Here is a 19,376-nt window from a genome sequence, read left to right on the forward strand (position 1 = left end):
TCTTCAGTCCTCAGGCGACAAATTCGGGATCGACGGGAACCTGCATTCCGGTCACCAGATGGTTGGTCTGGCCGGCAAGGGCAACGATCGACAGAAGCTCGGCATATTCGGCGTCGCTCATGCCTTTCGCCTTGGCCTGAGCGGTGTGGGAATGGACGCAATAGGTGCAGGCATTGGCAATCGACACGGCGGTGTAGATCATCTCCCGCGTCTTGGGATCAATGGCGCCGGGAACGGTCATGACCGCTTTCAGCCCTTCCCATGTGCGTTTCAGCAATGCGGCATCAAAGGCCAGTGCACGCCAGAAATTATTGATGAAGTCGGTCTTGCGGGTGGCGCGGATATCGTCAAACACCGCCTTGACCGCAGGGTTTGCCTCCGCCTCTTCATCACTCATCAGTTTTACGGTCGCCATGTTGTCGCTCCCTATGATCCTTTTGTCAGGCTTGCGCCCAGTCCATGTAAAGTTGCCGGGCCTTCTTGGAGATGGGCCCGTATTCGAACCTGCGGTCGTCAAAGCCGCTCACCGGCACGACCTTGGAAATATTGCCGGTCGAGAAGATTTCATCGGCTTGCCGGAAATCGTCCACCGTCAGCGAAATCTCGTGCACGGCAATGCCGGCATCGCTGAGCAGGCCTGCCACACGCTGGCGGGTGATGCCATTCAGAAAGGTGCCGTTGGCAACAGGCGTGAAGACGTCGCCGCCTTTGACCATGAAGACATTCGAGGTCGCCAGCTCGGCGACATTGCCGGCAAAGTCGGTCACCAGCGCGTTCTGGAAACCCCTGGCCTTGGCCTCCCGCATCATCCGCGCATTATTGGCATAAAGACAGGCCGCCTTGGCATTGACGGGCATCACAGACAGCGTCGGCCGCATGAAGCTGGTGGTGGTGATCGAAAAGCCCGTCGGTTCGACCATCGGCATCTCTTCCAGACAGAGCGCGAAATCGGTGGAGGAGGCGAGCGGCGGCACGGTGCCGACATCGCTTTCCTCCGCCCAGTACATCGGCCGGATATAGACATCGGTGCCGGGCGCGAATTTCTTCAGTCCTTCACGAGTCAGAGCTTCGATATCGCTGGCGGAAAGGGTCGGGATCAGCCCCAGTGCCTCGGCTGAGGCATTGATGCGGGCCGAATGACGGTCGAGATCCGGCGTCACGCCATTGAAGAGCCGCGCGCCGTCAAACACCAGCGATCCGAGCCAGGTCGCATGGGATGCGGCACCCAGAATGCGCACGTCGCCCTTGCGCCATTCGCCGCGCCAATAGGTCCAGGTGGTGCGTTCCGCTGACATGATTGTCTCCTTCAGCTGTTTCCTCTGATTGTCTGCCTGCCGTCAGTGGACGGCGGCATACATGATTTTTGCTTCTGTTGCCTCGGCGGGCGAGAACTCCTCGACTATACGGCCCTGACGGCAGACCAGAATGCGGTCAGAGAGATTCATGATCTCCGGCAGGTAAGACGAAATCACCACCACGGCGAGGCCGTCATCGGCGAGCTTGTTGATGATCTGGTGGATTTCCGCGATGGCGCCGACATCGACGCCGCGCGTCGGTTCATCGAAGATCACCAGTTTCGGCTGCTGCACCAGCCCCTTGCCGATCACCACTTTCTGCTGGTTGCCGCCGGAAAGCTCGACCACACGGGCATTGTCATTGATGGCGCGGATATTGAGCTTCTTCGACCAGTCGGCAGAAACCGCCTGCATCTCGGCACTGCTGACATACCAGGCCTTGTCGTGCCCGGCGGCGATCAGCCCGCCATAGATGTTCTCGGCAATCGACATGGTCTCGAAGAAACCTTCCGATTTGCGGTCCTCGGTGACATAGACAATGCCCTCCTTCACCGCCTCGCTCGGGACATAATAGCGCACTGGCCTGTCATTGAGCACGATCGAGCCGCCGCGCAGGAAGTCGCGTTTCTCGATGCCTGCAACCACCTTGAAGGTTTCGGTCCGGCCCGAGCCGATCAGCCCGAACACGCCGGTGATCTGGCCGGAAAACACCGAGAAGGAATTGTTGCGCACCATCGCGCCCATGGAAATATCCTGGACCGAGAGCACCTTCTTGCCAGCCTTGCGCACGCCGGTTTCCGAGCGGTCGCGATAGAGCGCGCCGGACAGCTGGCGGCCGACCATGGCGGCGATGATGCTGTCGCGGGTGAAGTCGCTGGTCTTGCCGGTGGCAACCAGTTCGCCATCGCGCAGAATGGTCAGCCGGTCGGAAATCATCAGCGCCTCTTCCAGCGCATGGGAGATGAAGACGACCGAGACGCCGCGCGCCTTCAGCCGTCTGATCAGCGCGAAAAAGTGGCGCTTTTCCTCCGGCGTCAGCGTCGCTGTCGGCTCGTCGAAAATGATCACCTCGGCATTGTGATGCACGGCCCGGGCAATCTCGACCATCTGCTTCTTGGCGGCACCCAGTGTTGCCACCAGCGCGGTCGGATCGACGGCGAAATTGAGCGACTGCAGAAACTGCTGGGCGGAAATATAGGTGCCGCGCAGCCGGTTCAGGAACTTCTCTGAGCCGAGATAAAGGTTCTGCGCCACCGTCATGGAGGGCACGAGACTGGTTTCCTGAAACACCATGGCGATGCCGGCATCAAGGGCAGCACTCGGTGAGGCGAATACGGTTTCCTGGCCGTGGAAGAACATTTTTCCGGCAGTCGGCTCGACAACGCCGGCCATCATCTTGGTCAGTGTCGATTTACCCGCGCCATTCTCACCGAGAAGCGCGTGGATTTCGCCTTTCTTCAGTTCGAAATCGACCTCTTTCACCGCAGGCACACCGCGATAGGCCTTGGTGATTTTGTCCATGCGGATGATCGGTTCGTCCATGTCAATGCACCTCGCTTGTCTTGTCGGCAAGGCTGACGATGATATCGCCGCCCCTGGACGCTGCGTGGATTTCGCCACCAAAGGCAATGGCGCTGCAGATGCCATGGCGCTTGCCATCGGCGCGGCTGTGATAGCTGGAAACCGGGTTCATCTCGCGGTCGAGCCGCACCACGAGCCCGTAGGAGCGGCTCGGTGACCAGGGCTTGTGTACGCCCATGGAACGGATACCGCCGCATTGCAGCGGTTCAAGAAAGCTCTTGCCGGAGGAGAGTGCCGGGGCGATCCAGTAGGCGCGCGGCACGGTGGCGATCATGTCGAAGCGGTAATGGCTTTCCTGCAGCACAAGCTCGATCAGCCGGTTGCGCGGGGCGAAAACGGCCATCACGGCCCCGCCATCGTCGCTCGGCATCAGCCGCGCCGGATAGCCGGGGATCTGCTCGATCAGTGCCGAAATATGGCCGTCGGCGTCGATTTCCATCAGCCGGTGACGCCAGCTTTCGGAAAAGACGACGCTGCCGCCGGCGCGTGGCAGCAGCCCATAGGGGAAGGCGAGGCCTGATGCTTTTTTGTGAAAGGCCTCGCCTTCCTTGCGGCGCACCCAGAGCGAGCCGGTGGCCCGTTTCTTCATCAGGTCGGTTGCCCAGTCGGAGGCGGAATGTTCGGAAGAGCCATTGGCGAGCCAGAGCGAACCGTCGGCGGCAAAGGCAAGCGCCGTGATCGCCCGGATCTCGGGAAGCAGGTGGATCGGCTCGTCACCGACAAGCAGCACCGCGGTTTCCAGCGCCACGGCAAGCTTGCCGGTCGGCGAGACGGCGAGCGCGGTGATCGGGGCGTCAAAGCTTTGCACCGCTTGCGGCGCTTCGCCTGAGGCAAGCCGGTAGAGCGCATTGCCGGAAGAGCAGTGCAATACGCCGTCAAGGACAATGAGATTGTCCGGTTCGCTGAGCGTGGCAGCGACCTTGGCCTGTTCGAGCCCGGAATTGGGGCGGAAGGCGCCATCGAGCGGGGGAATGGTGACCGCCTTGCCGCGGAAGAAATCGAGGATCGGATCGAAGATCATGCCCGGCCTCCCCAGTAGGAATCAAAGCCTGTCCAGTTTTTGTCCGCCCCATCGATCCGGTAGCGGCCGATACGGTTGTTCAAGATGCCGCCGATGAACAGCTCGCCCTTGTGCTCGCGCATCGAGGTCACCATCGGGTGGGACTGGCCGGAAAGGTCGCCGAAGGCATGGATGATCTTCGCGTCATCGTCGAATTTGACGATACCGCCGGTATTGATGTTCGGGAACAGCCAGTCATCCTGCGGCAGCCGCCGCGTCATGCGCTTGCGCATGGCGGGATGGCGCAGCGACAGGTCGAAGCTCGGCGTGCGCATGCCAAGCCAGGCCATCCAGTAGGTGCCGTCGGAGGCGCGGTTGATATTGTCGGTATAGCCCGGCATGTCCTTGATGACGCATTCGGCGGTGCCGGCCTTCGGGCCTTCGATCCAGTAACGGTGAATGCGGCAGGCCCAGCTTTCGGAGAAGAACAGCGACCTGCCGTCATGGGCCATGCAGACGCCATTGGTGTAGCGGTAGCCATCAAGCAGGGTCTTGGTTGAACCGTCCTTCGGATCATAGACGAGCAGGCGCCCGGTGCCGCGGTTCTCGATCGAATCCAGCGTCCATTCATGGGCGTCATAGCGCTTGGTACTGTCAGTGAAATAGATCTTTCCGTCCGGGGCGATGTCGAGGTCGTTCGGGTCGCGCAGGCGCGCATCATCCACGATTGACGTCATCGAGCGCTTGGTTTCCGCTGAAAGCCGGGTGACCTCGCGATCGGGTGAGATCTTGTACAGCCCCATGGCGCCAACGCAGGAAATCAGGTTCTGGTCCTTGTCGAAGGCAAGGCCGAGCGGGAAGCCGCCGACATGGGCAAAGACTTCGGAACGGGTGTAGTCCGGGGCAAAGAACCGGACGATCTCGCCGTGCCGCGTGCCGCAGTAAAGATGGTCGTCATTGTCGAGGATGACGTCTTCCGGTCCTTCCAGTTCGCCAAGGCCGATGGCATTTGCTTCGGAAAGCTGGTTGTTGAGCGCATAGGCGGTGCCGGAGCCGGGTTCTGCCGAAAGCGCCTCGCCCATTTTCAGATAGACCGGAGCGACATAGACCTCGTTCAGCACCTTGTGGCGGTTCTTCAGCCAGCGGATATCGATGGTGACGGCAACCGCCAGCATGATGCCAAGCACCATCTGATTGGTACCGGTGCCATAGCCAAGCCGGATCAGGCCGTTATTCATCACCAGAACGATAATGGCGCCCATCAGTCCCTTGGTGACCGAGCCGCGCCCGCCGCCAAGCGCATTGCCGCCGACAACGGCTGCCGTCAGTGCCAGAATTTCCAGCCCCGAACCCGTGCCGGGACCTGCGCCTGATAGTCGGCAGGCAATGAGAAAGCCGGAAAAACCGGCGCACAGCCCGGAAAAGACATAGGTGAGAAACACGGTGCGGCGGACGCGGATACCGGCATTGTGGGCCGAGCGGCGCGAACCGCCAACGGCCAGCACATGCCAGCCGGGGCGTGAGCGGGTCAGTGCGATATGGGTGATGATCGCCAGAATGATGGCGGAGAGAACCGGCACGGAAAGGCCGAGAACCGTGCTGTCGCCGATGAAATCCCAGGCATCCGACGACATGAAGGACATCTGGATCTCGGCGCCGAACTGCACGATCAGGATGTCGAACAGCGCTCTGCCGATGATGAAGGTCACAAGCGTCGTCAAAAAGGCGCGCAGCCGCAGAAATCCGATCAGATAGCCGTTGATCGCACCGAAGACCGCACCCGTTGCCAGCGAGGCCAGCAGCGAGACCCAGACCGGCTGTTCGAGAATGAAGAAGGTCGAGACGGCCGAGAAGGTCGCAAGCGCGAAGATCGAGCCGACCGAGAGATCGATGCCGCCGCCGAGCATGACCACCGTCAGGCCGATGACGACAATGGCGAATTCGCCGAGCTGCCGCGTCGATTCCTGCAGTGAGAAAGGCTCGAAGAAGCCGGGGATCGCCGTGCCGAAAATGGAGACGACGACGACGAGCGCCACAAAGGGAATGGCGTTGTCGGTCCAGCGCTTGGTCAGGATCTCGCCGATCAGATGATCGGGAATGAGATTGTAGCGCAAGGCCTGAAGGCGTTCGCGAGAGAGCATCGATTATGACCGTAAGAAAAGGCTTTTGGGATATGGGGGAGGCCTTCGGGGAGGCCTCCCGTTTCGTCATGCGCGGGCAATCAGCCGTCGATTTCGGCCTGCAGCGCCTTCAGGTCCCAGCAGCTGTCAGGCTGCAGCGTGTCCTTGGTGGTCGCCTTCAAAAGCGTGTAGATATAGGGCGATGCCGTACCGGCCGGCTGACCGCTCTGCAGGAGATATTTGATGATGGTGACCATGTTGAAGCTTTCCTGCTTCAGCTCGGTGGTGACGACCGCATCATAGGTGCCATCCATCAGCGTGTCGCAGTCCGCCGTCTTCTCGCCGCCGCCCGTGGTGACGAGGTAGATCTGATCCTGCATGCCGGCATCGCGGATTGCCGCTGCCGCGCCGGTGGCATCGCCATCCCAGAAATCGATGATGCCGCAGAGATCGGGATGCTGCTGCAGCATGGTCGTGGTGACATTGCGCGATGTGGTGGCGTCCCAGTTGCTGTCGGGCTTGGCGACGACTTCGAAATCGGGATTATCCTTCAGCACGTCCATGATGCCGGCATACTGGAACAGGCTGGTGGCGTTGACCTGATCGCCCTGAACGAGACCGATCTTCTTCGATGAATCCGGGCCGCAGCCCTTGATGACAGCCGAGGCTTCAAGGCGGCCAAGCTCGGTCCAGTCGGAGCCGATATAGGCATCCGCCTTGAAGTTGGCCGGGTTGTCGATCAGGATCACATAGATGCCGGCGGCCTGCGCCTTCTTCATCAGCTTCGAATAGGAGTTGAGGTCCGGTGACATGACGACCAGCACATCCGGCTTTTCGGCCGAGGAGATCGCTTCGGTCAGCGCCTGGGCACCGGCTTCAACGCTCCAGTTCGGATCACGCGTTTCGAAGGTGCCGCCGAAAGCCTTGACTTCGCGTTCCAGAATGGCGGCCCAGCCCTGGGCCAGGTCAAAGCCCATGGCCATCGGCACCAGCATGACCTTCTTGCCGGCAAGGGCTTCGGAATAGATGCCCGGACCCGGATCGCCAGCGGCCTGAGCCGCTGAAATGCCGGTGAAGGAGAGGGCGGCGAATGCCGCCGCGGAAAGGATGGTCTTCGTCAGTTTCATTGTCGTCGTTCCCCTGGTTCGGTTCTGGTTTCCGCCCGGATGCGTTGCCGGGCGGGCATTCAATGCGTCAGATATCGCCCTGCTGGGCGGTCTGTTCGTCACGCGGGTTCAAAAGCCCGTCGATGATGATGGCGGCGAGCAGGATCGCCGACTTGATCAGGTTCTGATAAAGAAGCGGAATATCGAGGATGGTCATCGCGTTGAGCATGATGCCGATCAGCGCCGCGCCGACGAGCACGTTGCGCACGCCGCCCTTGCCGCCGGAAAGGCCGATGCCGCCGATCACGGCAATCAGCACGATGTCGTAAAGCAGCGTCGAATTGACGACGCGGGTATTGATCGACTGCAGGCTCCCGGCCGTCAGAATGCCGGCGGTGAAGGCGGAAATGGCCGAGAGCACATAGCGCAGCACCATCATCGGCCTTACCGGCATGCCGGCATTGCGGGCAGCTTCCGGATTGTCGCCGGCGTAATAGACGTAGCGGCCCCATTTGGAAAAGCGCAGGAAGATGAAGGCGGCGAATGCCAGGGCCGCGAAAATGAACACCTCGATCGGCACATCGGCAAAGCGCAGACTACCGATAAACTCGATCCAGTGGCCATCGGGCACGGGCACGGCATCCGTGTCGATCAGCTGCGAGCGGACGAAGCCGAAGACGAAGGAGGCGGTGGCGAGCGTGACGAAGATCGCCGGAACATCGGCATAGGCGACGAGAAAGCCGTTGATCAGGCCAATGGCAATCACGCCGGACAGCGCCAGCAGCAGGGCGAAGCCATCGGGCGTGCCGTCATTCAGCATCTGCAGATACCAGGCCACCGTCATCGCCATGATGGCGACCATGGAAAGGTCAATGCCGCGGCCAATGATGATGATCGACATGCCAAGCGCCAGAATGCCGAGCACCGAGATCGAGCGGACAATGGCGACCAGGTTTTCCGCCGAGAAGAAACCCGGCAGCATCAGCGAGGCCAGCGCGAAAATCGCGATGGTGATGGCGAAAACGATCCGCTCCTGATTGAGGTTGCGCAAGAATGCCATGTCCCCGTTCTGCTCCTGCTTGAAATGCCTTGTCTGGGTGCAGTTTTGTGTTTTGCACAGCCGTTAGGCAGGCTAGCGCCAAGGCGAAAACATCGTCCAATGAATAATTCAGCGAAAAATCCATGCACAAACGGCATGAATGGATGACGAGACGCTTCAGATCACCTGAAGCCTTCCGTAGCGGGCGCCGGGCAGGCTTTCCGCGGATATGGCCTGATCGGCGCGGATATGCGCGCCCAGCGCATCGATGAAACGGCGGCCATAGGCCGGCAGCGGCTGACGCGTATTCCACATGGCACAGATGCCGAATTTCACAGCCGCACCCTTGAGCGCGATCGGCCGGCTGGTCAGCCGTTCCGATGGCGGGCGGGCGGAGGAGGGCACCACGGCAACGCCGTTGCCGCCATCGGCCATGGCAAACAGTGTATGCGGCGAATAGCTTTCCAGCACGATCTCGGCCACGGTGCCGGAAACCCGGCAGGCAGCATCGAACACCTCGCGTGAGGCATGTTTGCGGTTGAGTGTCAGGATCGGCATGGTGAGAAGGTCAGAAAGCTCGACCGGTGCATGGCTGGTGCCGAGATAGTCCGGGCTGCCAACCGCAAGAAAGCCGAGTGTTCCCAGTGGCACGGCCTCGAAAATATCGATTGGCTGTGAGGGTTCGGCGCTCACGGTCATGTGCAAAAGCCCGTCCTTCAGCTTGCCGGCAAGCTCCGGCCCGCCGCCATCTTCCAGCCGGATCTCGATGCCGGGATTGTCCTGCCGCCAGCCCTTGAGAAACGATGGCAGGTAGCGCTCGATCAGCTGTGAGCAGGCGCCGATGCGGATCAGCCCGGTTTCGCCGCGACCGATGTCATCGGCAAAGATCCTGAGATTGCGCTCGGCAACCAGCACCTCGTTGATGCGCGAATAAAGCGCCTCACCCTCCGGCGTCAGCCGGATATTGCGGCCCGATTTTGCCGTCAGTGCCACACCCAGTGACGCTTCCAGCGCCTTGATCTGACGCGAGAGCGCTGGCTGGGTGATGTTCAGCGTCTCGGCGGCGCGCGTCACATTCATGGTTTCCGCGACAGCGACGAAGGCAGTATAGTTGCGGATATCCATGATCCGTAACCCCGCTATGTTCCCCTTGTTATGACATGAGGCTAAGCCCGCTTGGCCGGTGATGTCAATATCTCTTCACAGTTGACGATATTTCTTCATTCTGTATTTTCCTCTACAGAAATGACCACAGCACGGATCAGCGCCACCATGGCAATCAGGGACATTCTTCTCAGCGGCGGCCACGCCTTCACGCCCTCGGAGGAGAAGATCGTGCGTGTGCTGTTGACCGATTATCCGGCGGCAGGCCTTGGCCCGGCGACAGCGCTGGCGCGGCGCGCCGGTGTTTCCGATCCGACGGTCGGGCGGCTGGCGGTCAAGCTTGGTTTTGACGGCTATCCGGCTTTCCAGCATACGCTTCTGGCAGAAGTTGAAGCCCGGCTTCATTCGCCGCTTTTGATGATGGAGGCCAAGCGCCCGCCCGCGGAAGCCGGTACGGCCGGTGCCTTTGCCGCCTATTTTGCCTCGGTGATCGACAGTCTGGAAAAATCCGTCTCGGCGACGCCGCCGCAGAGTTTCGAGCGGGCGGCAAAGCTGGTGATGGATCCGAAGCGCAAGGTCAGCCTGGTCGGCGGGCGCTTTTCCGGTTTCATCGCCTCGATGCTTGCTGCCTATCTTGGCCAGATGCGCGCCGATGTCCGTGATCTCGGCCCTCTGTCTCCGGCGCGCTTCGATCTTCTTGTCGATATTGGCCGGGCCGATACGCTGATCGTGTTCGATTATCGCCGTTATCAGGCCGATATCGTCTCCTTTGCCGAACAGGCTGCCAGCCAGGGGGCGCGGATCGTGCTGTTCACCGATCCGTGGTGCTCGCCGGTCACGGAGGTGGCCGAGGTGACGATCATGACCCAGGTTCAGGCGGCTTCACCCTTTGACACGATGGCGCCGGTCATGGCCCAGGCAGAGGCTTTTGCCTCCTATCTCATCGCCGATCTCGACCCGGCCGCGCGGGAGCGGATCGAGCGGCTGGAGGCTATCAGGGACAATAACCGGGTGACGCTTGGCGGCGGCAACCGGCCGCCGCGCAGCATCGGCCCGGGCGGACCGGTGGATGAAAATACGCAAAATGGGGAATAGTGCGATGAATTCAGGCATGCTGATGCGGCGCGATGCGCCTTATGAGAAGGGCGCGACAGCCCTGCTTCTGGTCGATATGCAGCGCATCTGGCTGGTGCCGGGGGCCGATCCGCATCATCCGGATCGCGGGGCGGATCACTATTTCTACCGCATGACGGCAAGCGAAACCGTACCCAATGCCATCGCGCTGGTACAGGCGGCGCGTTTCGCCGGCGTTGAGGTGCTGCACACCATCATCCAGAGCCTGACGGAGGACGGGCGCGACCGCTCGCTCGATCACAAGCTGACGCCGATCCATATTCCGCCAAGCCTTGAAGACGGGCTGCCGCTGCCGGACTTGATGCCGGAAGGCGATGAAATCATGCTGCCCAAGACCTCGTCGGGCGTCTTCAATTCGACCAATATCGACTACATCCTGAAAAATCTCGGCATCCGTCAGCTGATCATTTTCGGCATCATGACCGATCAGTGCGTCGACATGGCAGTGCGTGATGCGGCCGACCGGGGCTATTATGTCACCTGCGTCACCGATGCCTCCATGACCGCGACGCCGGAACGCCAGGCGGCCGGTCTTGCCGCCTTTTCCGGCTATTGCTGGCAGGCCGATACGAAAACGGTGGTCGAAAGGCTGAATGCGCTTGGCAAGGGGGAGTGAGGTTATGACTTACGAGGCACTGACCGGAATTGTCACCACCGATTTAACCGCCATCACCCGCGGGCGCTTCGTCGCCGCCAAGGTGCTGGAAAAGGTGGAGAAAAACGGCGTCGGCTGGCTGCAGGCCAATCTGTCGCTGACACCGTTCGGCACGATTGCCGATCCCAATCCCTTCGGCTCCACCGGCGATCTGAAGCTGATGCCGGACATGACGGCGCGGTTCCGGACTGAAAACAGCGGCGCTGAGATCCCCTTCGACATGATCTGCGGTGATCTGGTGGAGCTTGATGGCTCCCCCTGGGCCTGCTGCTGCCGCACCATCCTGAAACAGGCACTGGCGCTTCTGGAGGCTGAGACCGGCTACCGGCTGAAAGTGGCCTTCGAGCATGAATTCCAGCTTCTGGGCGCTGATCTGCCCTTCGGTCATGTGCTTTCCTTTGCCGGTCTCAGGCGCGCGGGCGGCTTTGCCCCGCAGCTGATGGCGGCGCTCGACGAGGCGGGCGTCGAGCCGGAAGTGGTGATTGCCGAATATGGGCTCGATCAGTTCGAGATCACCCATGCCGCCTGTGACGGGCTGGCGGCCGCAGACCGGGCAGTGGCGATCCGCGAGATCACCCGCGAAATAGCGCAGAACAGCGGTTTTCGTGCCAGTTTCGCGCCCAAAACGGCGCTTTCAGCTGTCGGGAACGGCGTGCATATCCATTTCAGCCTGATCGACCGCGCCGGCTATCCGGCAAGTTTCGATCCCTTCGGACCGGCCTGCATGTCAGAGGCGCAGGGGCATTTTGCCGCCGGCATTCTGGCCCATATGCGTGCCCTTGTGGCGCTGACGGCGTCGAGCCCGGCCTCCTTCTTCCGGCTGAAGCCACACAGCTGGAGCGCGTCCTATACCTGGCTTGGCGACAAGGATCGTGAGGCCTCGCTCAGAGCCTGCCCGGTGTCCACCGCGGGCGGGCGCAATCCGGCCAAGCAGTTCAATCTGGAATATCGTGCTGCCGATGCCACGGCCAATCCCTATCTGGCGCTTGCCGCACTGGTCCTGGCCGGACTTGAGGGGTGCAAGAAGCGGCTCGGGCCGCCGCCGGTCTTTTCCGGCGATCCGGCCGCGCTTTCGGATGCAGAACGCGAAGAGGCGGGGCTTTATCGCCTGCCGGAAAATCTGCCTGATGCGCTTGCGGCCCTTGCTGCCGATCCGGTCGTCTGCGGCTTCTTCGATCCGCTTTTCATCGAAACACTGATCGGCGAGAAGCAGGCTGAACTGATTGCCTGTGAGGATTTCGATGACGATACCGTCTGCACCCTTTACCGGGATGCCTATTGATGGGCGAAAGGGTGCAGGACTGGCCGGCGCCGGTCGAGATTGTCAATGCCGGTGGCGCATCGGAATTCGTGCTGATCTGCGAGCATGCATCGCGCTTCATTCCGGCGGAATATGCCGGGCTTGGCCTGCCGGAAACCGAACTTTGCCGCCATATTGCCTGGGATATCGGCGCGGCTGACGTCTGTCGCGCACTGGCGGCGGCACTCGATGCCCCGGCCTTTCTCGGCACGGTTTCACGGCTGGTGCTCGATCTCAATCGCCCCAAGGGCGCTCAAAGCATGATGCCGGAGCGCTCCGAGGCGACCGATATTCCCGGCAATCGTGATCTGAGCGCCGCAGCGATCGACAGACGCATGCAGCGGATCTTCGATCCGTTTCACGCAACCATCGCCGATTGTCTCGACAGCCGCCAGGACGCAGGCCGGAAGACCCGGATCGTCACCATCCATTCCTTCACGCCGGTCTTTCTCGGTGTTGCCCGGCCCTGGCATGCCGGCGTGCTTTATGGCGCGGCTTCAGGCTTCGGCGCGGCTTTGCTGTCGGCGCTTGGCGCGGATCAAAGCCTCGTGCTCGGCGCCAATGTGCCCTATTCGATCGATCGGGAAAGCGACTATGCCGTGCCGGTGCATGGCGATGATCGCGGTCTTGATGCCGTCCTGGTCGAACTCAGGCAGGATCTGGTGGCAGAGCCTGCAGGCGTCGCGCTCTGGGCCGAGCGGTTGGCAAAGGCGCTGGTGCGGATCTGAGCCTCAGTCTTCCGGCAGCATCGTGCCGGTCTCTTCCTTCAGATTGACGCCGGTCAGCCCGCGGCGCAGGCCCTCGCGGGTGAGCCAGAAGGCCTTTTCGGCGGCAAGCGGCGGCTTCAGCCCGCCGGCGCGGATATTGGAGATGCAGTTGCGCTCCGCATCTGAGCGGCCAACCTTCGGTGCGAAGGTCAGATAGGCGCCGAGACTGTCGACCGAGGAAAGTCCCGGCCGCTCCCCGATCGCCATGATCACCATGCGGGCTTTCAGGATTTCACCGATCTCGTCGCCGAGCGCCACCCGGCCGTTTTCAACAATCGCCACCGGTCCGACAGAGAGTTTTATCGTCTTCAGCATCGGCAGGAGATGGCTGACGAAACCCAGCGCATTGGCGGCAATGGCGGTGGTCGAAAGCCCGTCGGCAATCACCAGCGCGATGTCGCACGGTTCTGCGCCAAGCGCTGCAATGGCCTCTGCCGAGCCTCTGGAAAGCCGCCGCCCGAGATCGGGGCGGGCCAGATAGGTGGCGCGGTCGGGCACCCGGCTCGTTGCACGGATGGTCGCAAGGCCGAGCGCCTGAAGGCCCTGTTCCAGCGGTTCGGGATCAAAGGGCGTGTGCACGGCATCGCGGGCGCGGGCATGCGACAGGGCAAAGGACAGCACTTCTTGCGTCGGCAGCGATGATCCCGCCCGGCCAATGGCGATGCGGGCATCGGTGAAGCGTTTCAACCCCTCCCAGGGATCGTGGATGTGGCCGCTCCTGGCCCCGTCTCTGGCAGAATTGTCATTCATGAGGCGATCCTCAACAGGCTCTGGCTGGTGTCCTGCGGCAGAAGCTGGCCGGCCGTGTCGGTGACCTTTACCTTTTCCAGCCAGGCTTCGAATTCCGGCGCCCGTTTCAGCCCGAGCACCTGGCGCAGGTAGAGCTGGTCGTGGAAGGAGGTCGACTGATAGTTCAGCATCACGTCGTCAGAGCCGGGAATGCCCATGATGAAACTGACGCCGGCGGTGCCCAGCAATGTCAGCAACGTATCCATATCGTCCTGATCGGCCTCGGCATGATTGGTGTAGCAGATGTCGCAGCCCATCGGCACGCCCATCAGCTTGCCGCAGAAATGATCCTCCAGCCCGGCGCGGATGATCTGCTTTCCATCATAGAGATATTCCGGGCCGATAAAGCCGACCACGGTGTTGACGAGCAGCGGCGAAAAGGCCCGCGCCACGCCATAGGCGCGCGCTTCCAGCGTCTGCTGGTCGCAGCCGAAGAAGGCGTCCGCCGAAAGGGCCGAGCCCTGGCCGGTCTCGAAATACATCACATTCTCGCCGACCGTGCCGCGCTTCAGCGACAGCCCTGCCTCATGGCCCTCGCGCAGCATGTCGAGCGATATGCCGAAGGAGCTGTTGGCTTTCTCGGTACCGGCGATCGACTGGAAGACCAGATCGACCGGCAGGCCGCGATTGGCCATTTCGATTGAGGTGGTCACATGGGTCAGCACGCAGGATTGCGTCGGGATCTCGTAGCGGGCGATGATCTCGGCCAGCATCTCGACGAGATCGGACAGCACGGCGACATTGTCGGAGGCCGGATTGATGCCGATCACCGCATCGCCGCAACCATAAAGCAGCCCGTCGACAATCGATGCGGCGATGCCCATGCGATCGTCGGAGGGGTGGTTCGGCTGCAGCCGCACGGCCATGCGGCCGGGAAGGCCGATCGTGTTGCGAAACGCCGTCACCACCCGGCATTTCTGCGCCGCCAGGATCAGATCCTGATTGCGCATCAGCTTGGAAACGGCGGCGGCCATTTCCGGCGTGATCCCGGGGGCGATACGGGACAGCACGGTGCTGTCGGTCGTATCCGACAAAAGGAAATCACGAAAATCGCCGACGGTCAGGTGCGCGATCTCGGCAAAGGCGTGCTGATCATGGCTGTCGATGATCAGCCGCGTCACCTCGTCGTCTTCGTAGGGGATCAGCGCCTCATTGAGGAAGGTCGAAAGCGGCAGTTCGGCGAGCGCCATGCGTGCCGCGACGCTTTCTTCGGCACTGTCGGCGGCGACGCCTGCCAGCCGGTCACCGGAGCGCAGCGGCGTTGCCTTTGCCATCAATGTCTTCAGGTCGGCAAAACGCCACAGCGTGCCGCCCGCCATCATCGCATAGGTCATGTCTCACCAGATCGCGGCCCTTCGGACCGTCCGTCCCCTTGTCTTATCGGGGAATTAATGCAGATTTTGCGGTGCGAAGGAAGAAGCCGTGACGAATTTTACGATCCTGCCGCCTCCAGCGGAAAATGACAGGCAACGGCCCGGCCATCGGCGCGTTTTGCCAGCTCTGGCCGCTCGGTGCGGCAGCGCTCGGTCGCCAGCGGACAGCGGGTGGAAAAGACGCAGCCCTTCGGCGGGTTCATCGGGCTTGGAATTTCGCCGGTGAGCAGGATCCGCCTGCGCCTGCCGCGGTTCTCCGGCTGCGGGATCGCCGAGAGCAGGGCCTGCGTATAGGGGTGCAGCGGCGCGGCATAAAGCGCGTCTGTCTGACCCGTTTCCATCAGCGTGCCGAGATACATCACCGCGACCCGGGTCGAGACCTGGCGGACGACGGCGAGATCGTGGGCAATGAAGACATAGGTCAGGCCGAGTTTCTCGCGCAGTTCGGTGAAAAGATTGACGATCTGCGCCTGGACAGAGACATCGAGGGCCGAGACCGGCTCATCGGCAACGATCAGCTCCGGCTCCACGGCGAGTGCTCTTGCAATGCCGATCCTCTGGCGCTGGCCGCCGGAAAATTCATGCGGGTAGCGATCGAGATATTCCGGGCGCAGGCCGACCAGATCCATCAGCTCGTCCAGCCATTCATTGACCGCCCTGCCGCGGCGCAGTCCGTGCACCCGGACGGCATCGCCGACAATATCACGCACCCGGCGTTTCGGATTGAGCGAGGCGGAGGGATCCTGAAAGATCATCTGCATGCGCCGCCGCACCGGCAACAGCCCGCGCTCGCCGGTTCTGGTGATATCGGTACCGTCAAATTCGAGCCGGCCCGCCGTCGGCTCGTAAAGCCGGGTGAGGCAGCGGCCGAAGGTGGATTTGCCCGAGCCGGATTCGCCGACAAGGCCGAGTGTTTCGCCCTTCATCACATCGAGGCTGACGCCCTCAACGGCGTGAACAATGCGGCCTGAGCCGGGGCGGATCGTCTTGCCGACGGTGAAATGCTTGGTCAGACCGACGGCGGAAAGCAGTGGTTTTTCCATGGATTATGCCTCCGCCATCCGGTTGGACCAGGCAATGCGCATGGCGTCTGTTTCCTTGTCGTCAAGCACGCAAAGCGCGCTGTGGTCATTGTCGCGGCGGATCGGCGGGCGGGCGGCGCATTCCTGACGCGCATGGGGACAGCGCGGAGCAAAGCCACAGCCGGCGGGAATGTTTTCCGGCGTTGGCGGCATGCCGGGAATGGCGGAAAGCCGGGCGAGTTTCGGTCCCGTCAACGGCGGTATCGAGGACAGGAGGCCGACCGTATAGGGATGCATCGGTCGTTCGAACACGTCTTCCGTCGTGCCCTTTTCGACCATGCGCCCGGCATACATGACATGAACCCGGTCCGCGACTTCCGCCACGACCCCCATGTCATGGGTAATGAGGATGATCGCCGATCCGAATTCATCGCGCAGCCGCAAAAGCAGGTCCAGCACCTGTGCCTGCACGGTGACATCGAGGGCCGTTGTCGGTTCGTCGGCGACCAGAAGGGCGGGGCGGCAGGCAAGCGCCATGGCGATCATCGCACGCTGGCGCATGCCGCCGGAAAGCTGGTGCGGATAGCGGTCGACGGCCTCGTCAGGATTTGGCAGGCCAACGGCGGCGAGAAGCTCGACGGCGCGTGCTCTTGCGGCTTTCTTCGAGACGTTTTCATGGGCGCGGATCGCTTCGGCGATCTGCCAGCCGATGGTGTAGACCGGCGTCATCGCCGTCATCGGATCCTGCGAGATCAGCCCGATCCCCGCGCCGCGAATGCGCCGCAGCTCCCGGTCCGGCATTTCGAGGATATGCTTGCCGCGAAACGAGACCGCGCCTTCGACAAAGGAGGTCTTGCGGTCGTTGAGGCCCAGAAGCGACATCAGCGTCACGGATTTGCCCGATCCGCTCTCGCCGACGATCGACAGGATCTCGCCCTTGGATACGCTGAAGGAGACATCATCGATCGCCTTCACCCGGCCGCGGTCGGTGGCAAAGGAAACGGAAAGGCCCTGAACATCGAGAAGTGGTGTTGTGTCGCTCATCAGCGGCCCCTCACACGCGGGTCGATCACGACATAGAGTATGTCGACAATGGCGTTGGTGACGACGACGAAGAAAGACGCGTACATCACGGTGGCGAGGATCATCGGCAGGTCGAGATTGAGCATGGCCTGATAGGTGAGGCGGCCAACACCATTGAGCCCGAAGACCACTTCGGTGAGTAGCGCCGCTCCGCCGACCAGCACGCCGAAATCAAGCCCGAACATGGTGACGAAGGGGATCATCGACATGCGCAGCGCATGGCGCAGCATCACGCGGGAGGGGGCAAGCCCCTTGGCGCGGGCAGTGCGGATATAATCCTCCTGATAAGCCTCGACCAGATTGGCGCGCAGCACCCGACCGTAAATGCCGATATAGAGCGCCGCCAGCGTGAACCACGGGATCACCAGTGTCTTGAACCAGAGGAAGGGGCCATCGAAGAAGGGCTTGTAGCCGAGGCCCGGCACCCAGGAGAACAGCCAGGTATCATGGAACCGGCTCTGCGAGACGAGGTTCATGATTTCGCCGAACCAGAAGACCGGCATGGACACGCCGATCAGCGCCAGCACCATCAGCCCCTTGTCGATCACCGTGTCGCGGGTGAGCGCCGCCAGCACGCCGACAATGATGGAGCCGATGACCCACAGGACGGCAGCACCGAAGACAAGGGACAGGGTAATCGGCGCCGCATTCATCACCTGCGGCACGACCTTGAGGCCGCGATTGACGAAGGAGGTCAGGTCCTGGGTGACGAACAGCTTCTTCATCATGATCACGTACTGGACCGGCAGCGGCTTGTCGAAGCCGAAATCGGCGCGGATTGCCTGCACGGTTTCCTGAGCCGCATTGCGCCCGGCGATACGCGCTGCCGGGTCGGAACCCGGCGTGGCGAAGAAGATCAGGAACACCAGAACGGAAATGCCGAACAGGACAAAGACCATCTGGGCAAGGCGCTGGAGAATGGCAAGGATCATCTCTTTTCTCCCTCAGCGCAGCTTGGTGCGCGGATCAAGCGCATCACGCACGGCATCGCCCAGAACGTTGAGCGCGAGCACTGTCAGCACGATCGAAATGCCCGGTGCCAGTGACACCATCGGCCGCGTGTAGAGCAGCGACTGGCCGTCCTGAATGATCGTGCCCCAGCTGGCATCGGGGGCCTGCACGCCGATCGAAAGGAAGGAGAGCGCGCTTTCGGTGACGATATTGAGCGCCATCATGATCGGGATATAGACGATCAGCGTTGTCGTCACATTGGGCAGGATATCCTTGATCAGAATGCGCCAGCGCGGAATGCCAAGTCCGCGCGCGGCGAGCACGAATTCGCTTTCGCGCATCGCCATCACCCGGCCGCGCACCGGACGGGCGATATAGGGCACATAGATGATGCCGATAATGCCGATCGGCAGGATCAGGCTGCCGGAGGTAATCTCGAAGGGGCCGATGGCAAAGCCCTGCGAGAGCAGCACGATCGAGAGCGAAATGGCGAGAAGATAGACCGGAAAGGCCCATAAGACATCGAGAATGCGCGACAGGACCATATCGACCCAGCCGCCGAAAAAGCCCGCCGTCACGCCAATCGCGGCGGCGAGCACCAGACAGATCAGCGTTGCGGCAGAGGAGATCAGCAGCGAATTGCGCCCGCCATAGAGAAGGCGCGCGGCAACGTCGCGGCCTTGCGTATCCGCGCCGAGCATATACTGGCCCTGCCATGTCGGTCCGATCGGCGTGACACCGAGACCCAGCCCGGTGGTCGAGGCCTGCATGACCTTTTCCTTCTTGCCGTCAAGCGTGATCGAGCCGTTGAGATTGGACCGGAACGGATCGGTCTGAGCGACATAGCGTGCATAAAGCGGCGCGGCGAGGCAGGCCGCGACAATGGCCACGAGCACGACAAAGGAGGCAATCGCCGCCCGGTCGCTGAGCAGGATGGTCCAGGCGCGGCGAAACGGGCTCTGACCGGCGCGCGGTGCTGCGTCGGGCTCGCCTTCGGGCTGAACGGCAAGGGCTTCGGACATTCCGTCTTCCGTCATCTTCAAGGGAAAGGAGCAGG

18 protein-coding genes are annotated in these 19,376 nt (G+C 61.9%); 4 read left to right on the forward strand and 14 right to left on the reverse strand.

Annotation, left to right across the window (positions count from 1 at the left end; genetic code table 11):
* Positions 1-10: 10 nt before the first annotated feature.
* The 8 genes from HCK86_RS16810 to HCK86_RS16845 all read right to left on the reverse strand — a co-directional run bounded on the left by HCK86_RS16810 (position 11) and on the right by HCK86_RS16845 (position 9,266).
* Positions 11-415: a carboxymuconolactone decarboxylase family protein gene (locus tag HCK86_RS16810; protein WP_141150209.1), complete on the reverse strand. Its 405-nt coding sequence runs from the start codon at positions 413-415 to the stop codon at positions 11-13.
* A gap of 25 nt (positions 416-440) precedes the next feature.
* Positions 441-1,295 (reverse strand): branched-chain amino acid aminotransferase, encoded by an 855-nt coding sequence (locus HCK86_RS16815; RefSeq protein WP_176085638.1) that lies wholly within the window; start codon positions 1,293-1,295, stop codon positions 441-443.
* Between the two features lie 42 nt (positions 1,296-1,337).
* The gene (locus tag HCK86_RS16820) at positions 1,338-2,837 is read right to left on the reverse strand and encodes a sugar ABC transporter ATP-binding protein (protein WP_176085639.1); all 1,500 of its coding nucleotides are present in this window, start codon (positions 2,835-2,837) and stop codon (positions 1,338-1,340) included.
* Position 2,838: 1 nt separating this feature from the next.
* A complete protein-coding gene (locus HCK86_RS16825; RefSeq protein WP_176085640.1) occupies positions 2,839-3,897 on the reverse strand; it encodes a hypothetical protein in 1,059 nt (352 codons plus the stop codon).
* Entirely contained in the window at positions 3,894-6,017 is a 2,124-nt protein-coding gene (locus HCK86_RS16830; RefSeq protein WP_176085641.1) for an SMP-30/gluconolactonase/LRE family protein, read from the reverse strand. The genes HCK86_RS16825 and HCK86_RS16830 overlap by 4 nt, the downstream gene beginning before the upstream one ends.
* An 80-nt stretch (positions 6,018-6,097) precedes the next feature.
* Complete coding sequence (locus tag HCK86_RS16835) at positions 6,098-7,123, reverse strand: sugar ABC transporter substrate-binding protein (RefSeq protein ID WP_176085642.1); 1,026 nt, start codon at positions 7,121-7,123, stop codon at positions 6,098-6,100.
* A 67-nt stretch (positions 7,124-7,190) separates the two neighbouring features.
* Entirely contained in the window at positions 7,191-8,162 is a 972-nt protein-coding gene (locus tag HCK86_RS16840; RefSeq protein WP_176085643.1) for an ABC transporter permease, read from the reverse strand.
* 156 nt (positions 8,163-8,318) lie between these two features.
* Entirely contained in the window at positions 8,319-9,266 is a 948-nt protein-coding gene (locus HCK86_RS16845) for a LysR family transcriptional regulator (RefSeq protein ID WP_176085644.1), read from the reverse strand.
* Positions 9,267-9,386: 120 nt separating this feature from the next.
* Here HCK86_RS16845 and HCK86_RS16850 point away from each other — a divergent pair, with 120 nt between their 5' ends.
* The 4 genes from HCK86_RS16850 to HCK86_RS16865 are packed head-to-tail and all read left to right on the forward strand — an operon-like array spanning position 9,387 to position 13,062.
* Positions 9,387-10,340, forward strand: coding sequence for a MurR/RpiR family transcriptional regulator (locus tag HCK86_RS16850; RefSeq protein ID WP_246739644.1), 954 nt, complete (start codon positions 9,387-9,389; stop codon positions 10,338-10,340).
* Between the two features lie 4 nt (positions 10,341-10,344).
* Positions 10,345-10,995, forward strand: a complete 651-nt coding sequence (locus tag HCK86_RS16855) for an isochorismatase family cysteine hydrolase (protein ID WP_246739645.1) — start codon at positions 10,345-10,347, stop codon at positions 10,993-10,995.
* Between the two features lie 4 nt (positions 10,996-10,999).
* On the forward strand, positions 11,000-12,316 hold the full coding sequence (locus HCK86_RS16860; RefSeq protein WP_176085645.1) for a glutamine synthetase family protein: 1,317 nt from the start codon (positions 11,000-11,002) through the stop codon (positions 12,314-12,316).
* The gene (locus tag HCK86_RS16865; protein WP_176085646.1) at positions 12,316-13,062 is read left to right on the forward strand and encodes an N-formylglutamate amidohydrolase; all 747 of its coding nucleotides are present in this window, start codon (positions 12,316-12,318) and stop codon (positions 13,060-13,062) included. The genes HCK86_RS16860 and HCK86_RS16865 overlap by 1 nt, the downstream gene beginning before the upstream one ends.
* A 3-nt stretch (positions 13,063-13,065) precedes the next feature.
* On the opposite strand, the gene eutC is transcribed toward HCK86_RS16865, so the two are convergent.
* The 6 genes from eutC to HCK86_RS16895 all read right to left on the reverse strand — a co-directional run bounded on the left by eutC (position 13,066) and on the right by HCK86_RS16895 (position 19,341).
* Complete coding sequence (eutC, locus tag HCK86_RS16870) at positions 13,066-13,851, reverse strand: ethanolamine ammonia-lyase subunit EutC (RefSeq protein ID WP_176085647.1); 786 nt, start codon at positions 13,849-13,851, stop codon at positions 13,066-13,068.
* Positions 13,848-15,224 (reverse strand): ethanolamine ammonia-lyase subunit EutB, encoded by a 1,377-nt coding sequence (locus HCK86_RS16875; RefSeq protein WP_176085648.1) that lies wholly within the window; start codon positions 15,222-15,224, stop codon positions 13,848-13,850. Before HCK86_RS16875 ends, eutC begins: the two co-directional genes overlap by 4 nt.
* A 98-nt stretch (positions 15,225-15,322) precedes the next feature.
* Positions 15,323-16,306: an oligopeptide/dipeptide ABC transporter ATP-binding protein gene (locus tag HCK86_RS16880; protein ID WP_176085649.1), complete on the reverse strand. Its 984-nt coding sequence runs from the start codon at positions 16,304-16,306 to the stop codon at positions 15,323-15,325.
* A gap of 3 nt (positions 16,307-16,309) precedes the next feature.
* Complete coding sequence (locus tag HCK86_RS16885) at positions 16,310-17,329, reverse strand: ABC transporter ATP-binding protein (RefSeq protein WP_176085650.1); 1,020 nt, start codon at positions 17,327-17,329, stop codon at positions 16,310-16,312.
* On the reverse strand, positions 17,329-18,300 hold the full coding sequence (locus HCK86_RS16890) for an ABC transporter permease (RefSeq protein ID WP_176085651.1): 972 nt from the start codon (positions 18,298-18,300) through the stop codon (positions 17,329-17,331). The genes HCK86_RS16885 and HCK86_RS16890 overlap by 1 nt, the downstream gene beginning before the upstream one ends.
* 12 nt (positions 18,301-18,312) lie before the next feature.
* Positions 18,313-19,341, reverse strand: coding sequence for an ABC transporter permease (locus tag HCK86_RS16895; RefSeq protein WP_176085652.1), 1,029 nt, complete (start codon positions 19,339-19,341; stop codon positions 18,313-18,315).
* Positions 19,342-19,376: the final 35 nt, after the last annotated feature.

The organism is Martelella sp. HB161492, from assembly GCF_013184775.1.
Lineage (GTDB): Bacteria > Pseudomonadota > Alphaproteobacteria > Rhizobiales > Rhizobiaceae > Martelella.

Excerpts from the sequence above, each read along its gene's own strand:
- HCK86_RS16810 (WP_141150209.1), bottom strand. The coding sequence starts at position 415 with ATGGCGACCGTAAAACTGATGAGTGATGAAGAGGCGGAGGCAAACCCT.
- HCK86_RS16815 (WP_176085638.1), bottom strand. The coding sequence starts at position 1,295 with ATGTCAGCGGAACGCACCACCTGGACCTATTGGCGCGGCGAATGGCGC.
- HCK86_RS16820 (WP_176085639.1), bottom strand. The coding sequence starts at position 2,837 with ATGGACGAACCGATCATCCGCATGGACAAAATCACCAAGGCCTATCGC.
- HCK86_RS16825 (WP_176085640.1), bottom strand. The coding sequence starts at position 3,897 with ATGATCTTCGATCCGATCCTCGATTTCTTCCGCGGCAAGGCGGTCACC.
- HCK86_RS16830 (WP_176085641.1), bottom strand. The coding sequence starts at position 6,017 with ATGCTCTCTCGCGAACGCCTTCAGGCCTTGCGCTACAATCTCATTCCC.
- HCK86_RS16835 (WP_176085642.1), bottom strand. The coding sequence starts at position 7,123 with ATGAAACTGACGAAGACCATCCTTTCCGCGGCGGCATTCGCCGCCCTC.
- HCK86_RS16840 (WP_176085643.1), bottom strand. The coding sequence starts at position 8,162 with ATGGCATTCTTGCGCAACCTCAATCAGGAGCGGATCGTTTTCGCCATC.
- HCK86_RS16845 (WP_176085644.1), bottom strand. The coding sequence starts at position 9,266 with ATGGATATCCGCAACTATACTGCCTTCGTCGCTGTCGCGGAAACCATG.
- HCK86_RS16850 (WP_246739644.1), top strand. The coding sequence starts at position 9,387 with ATGACCACAGCACGGATCAGCGCCACCATGGCAATCAGGGACATTCTT.
- HCK86_RS16855 (WP_246739645.1), top strand. The coding sequence starts at position 10,345 with ATGAATTCAGGCATGCTGATGCGGCGCGATGCGCCTTATGAGAAGGGC.
- HCK86_RS16860 (WP_176085645.1), top strand. The coding sequence starts at position 11,000 with ATGACTTACGAGGCACTGACCGGAATTGTCACCACCGATTTAACCGCC.
- HCK86_RS16865 (WP_176085646.1), top strand. The coding sequence starts at position 12,316 with ATGGGCGAAAGGGTGCAGGACTGGCCGGCGCCGGTCGAGATTGTCAAT.
- eutC (WP_176085647.1), bottom strand. The coding sequence starts at position 13,851 with ATGAATGACAATTCTGCCAGAGACGGGGCCAGGAGCGGCCACATCCAC.
- HCK86_RS16875 (WP_176085648.1), bottom strand. The coding sequence starts at position 15,224 with ATGACCTATGCGATGATGGCGGGCGGCACGCTGTGGCGTTTTGCCGAC.
- HCK86_RS16880 (WP_176085649.1), bottom strand. The coding sequence starts at position 16,306 with ATGGAAAAACCACTGCTTTCCGCCGTCGGTCTGACCAAGCATTTCACC.
- HCK86_RS16885 (WP_176085650.1), bottom strand. The coding sequence starts at position 17,329 with ATGAGCGACACAACACCACTTCTCGATGTTCAGGGCCTTTCCGTTTCC.
- HCK86_RS16890 (WP_176085651.1), bottom strand. The coding sequence starts at position 18,300 with ATGATCCTTGCCATTCTCCAGCGCCTTGCCCAGATGGTCTTTGTCCTG.
- HCK86_RS16895 (WP_176085652.1), bottom strand. The coding sequence starts at position 19,341 with ATGTCCGAAGCCCTTGCCGTTCAGCCCGAAGGCGAGCCCGACGCAGCA.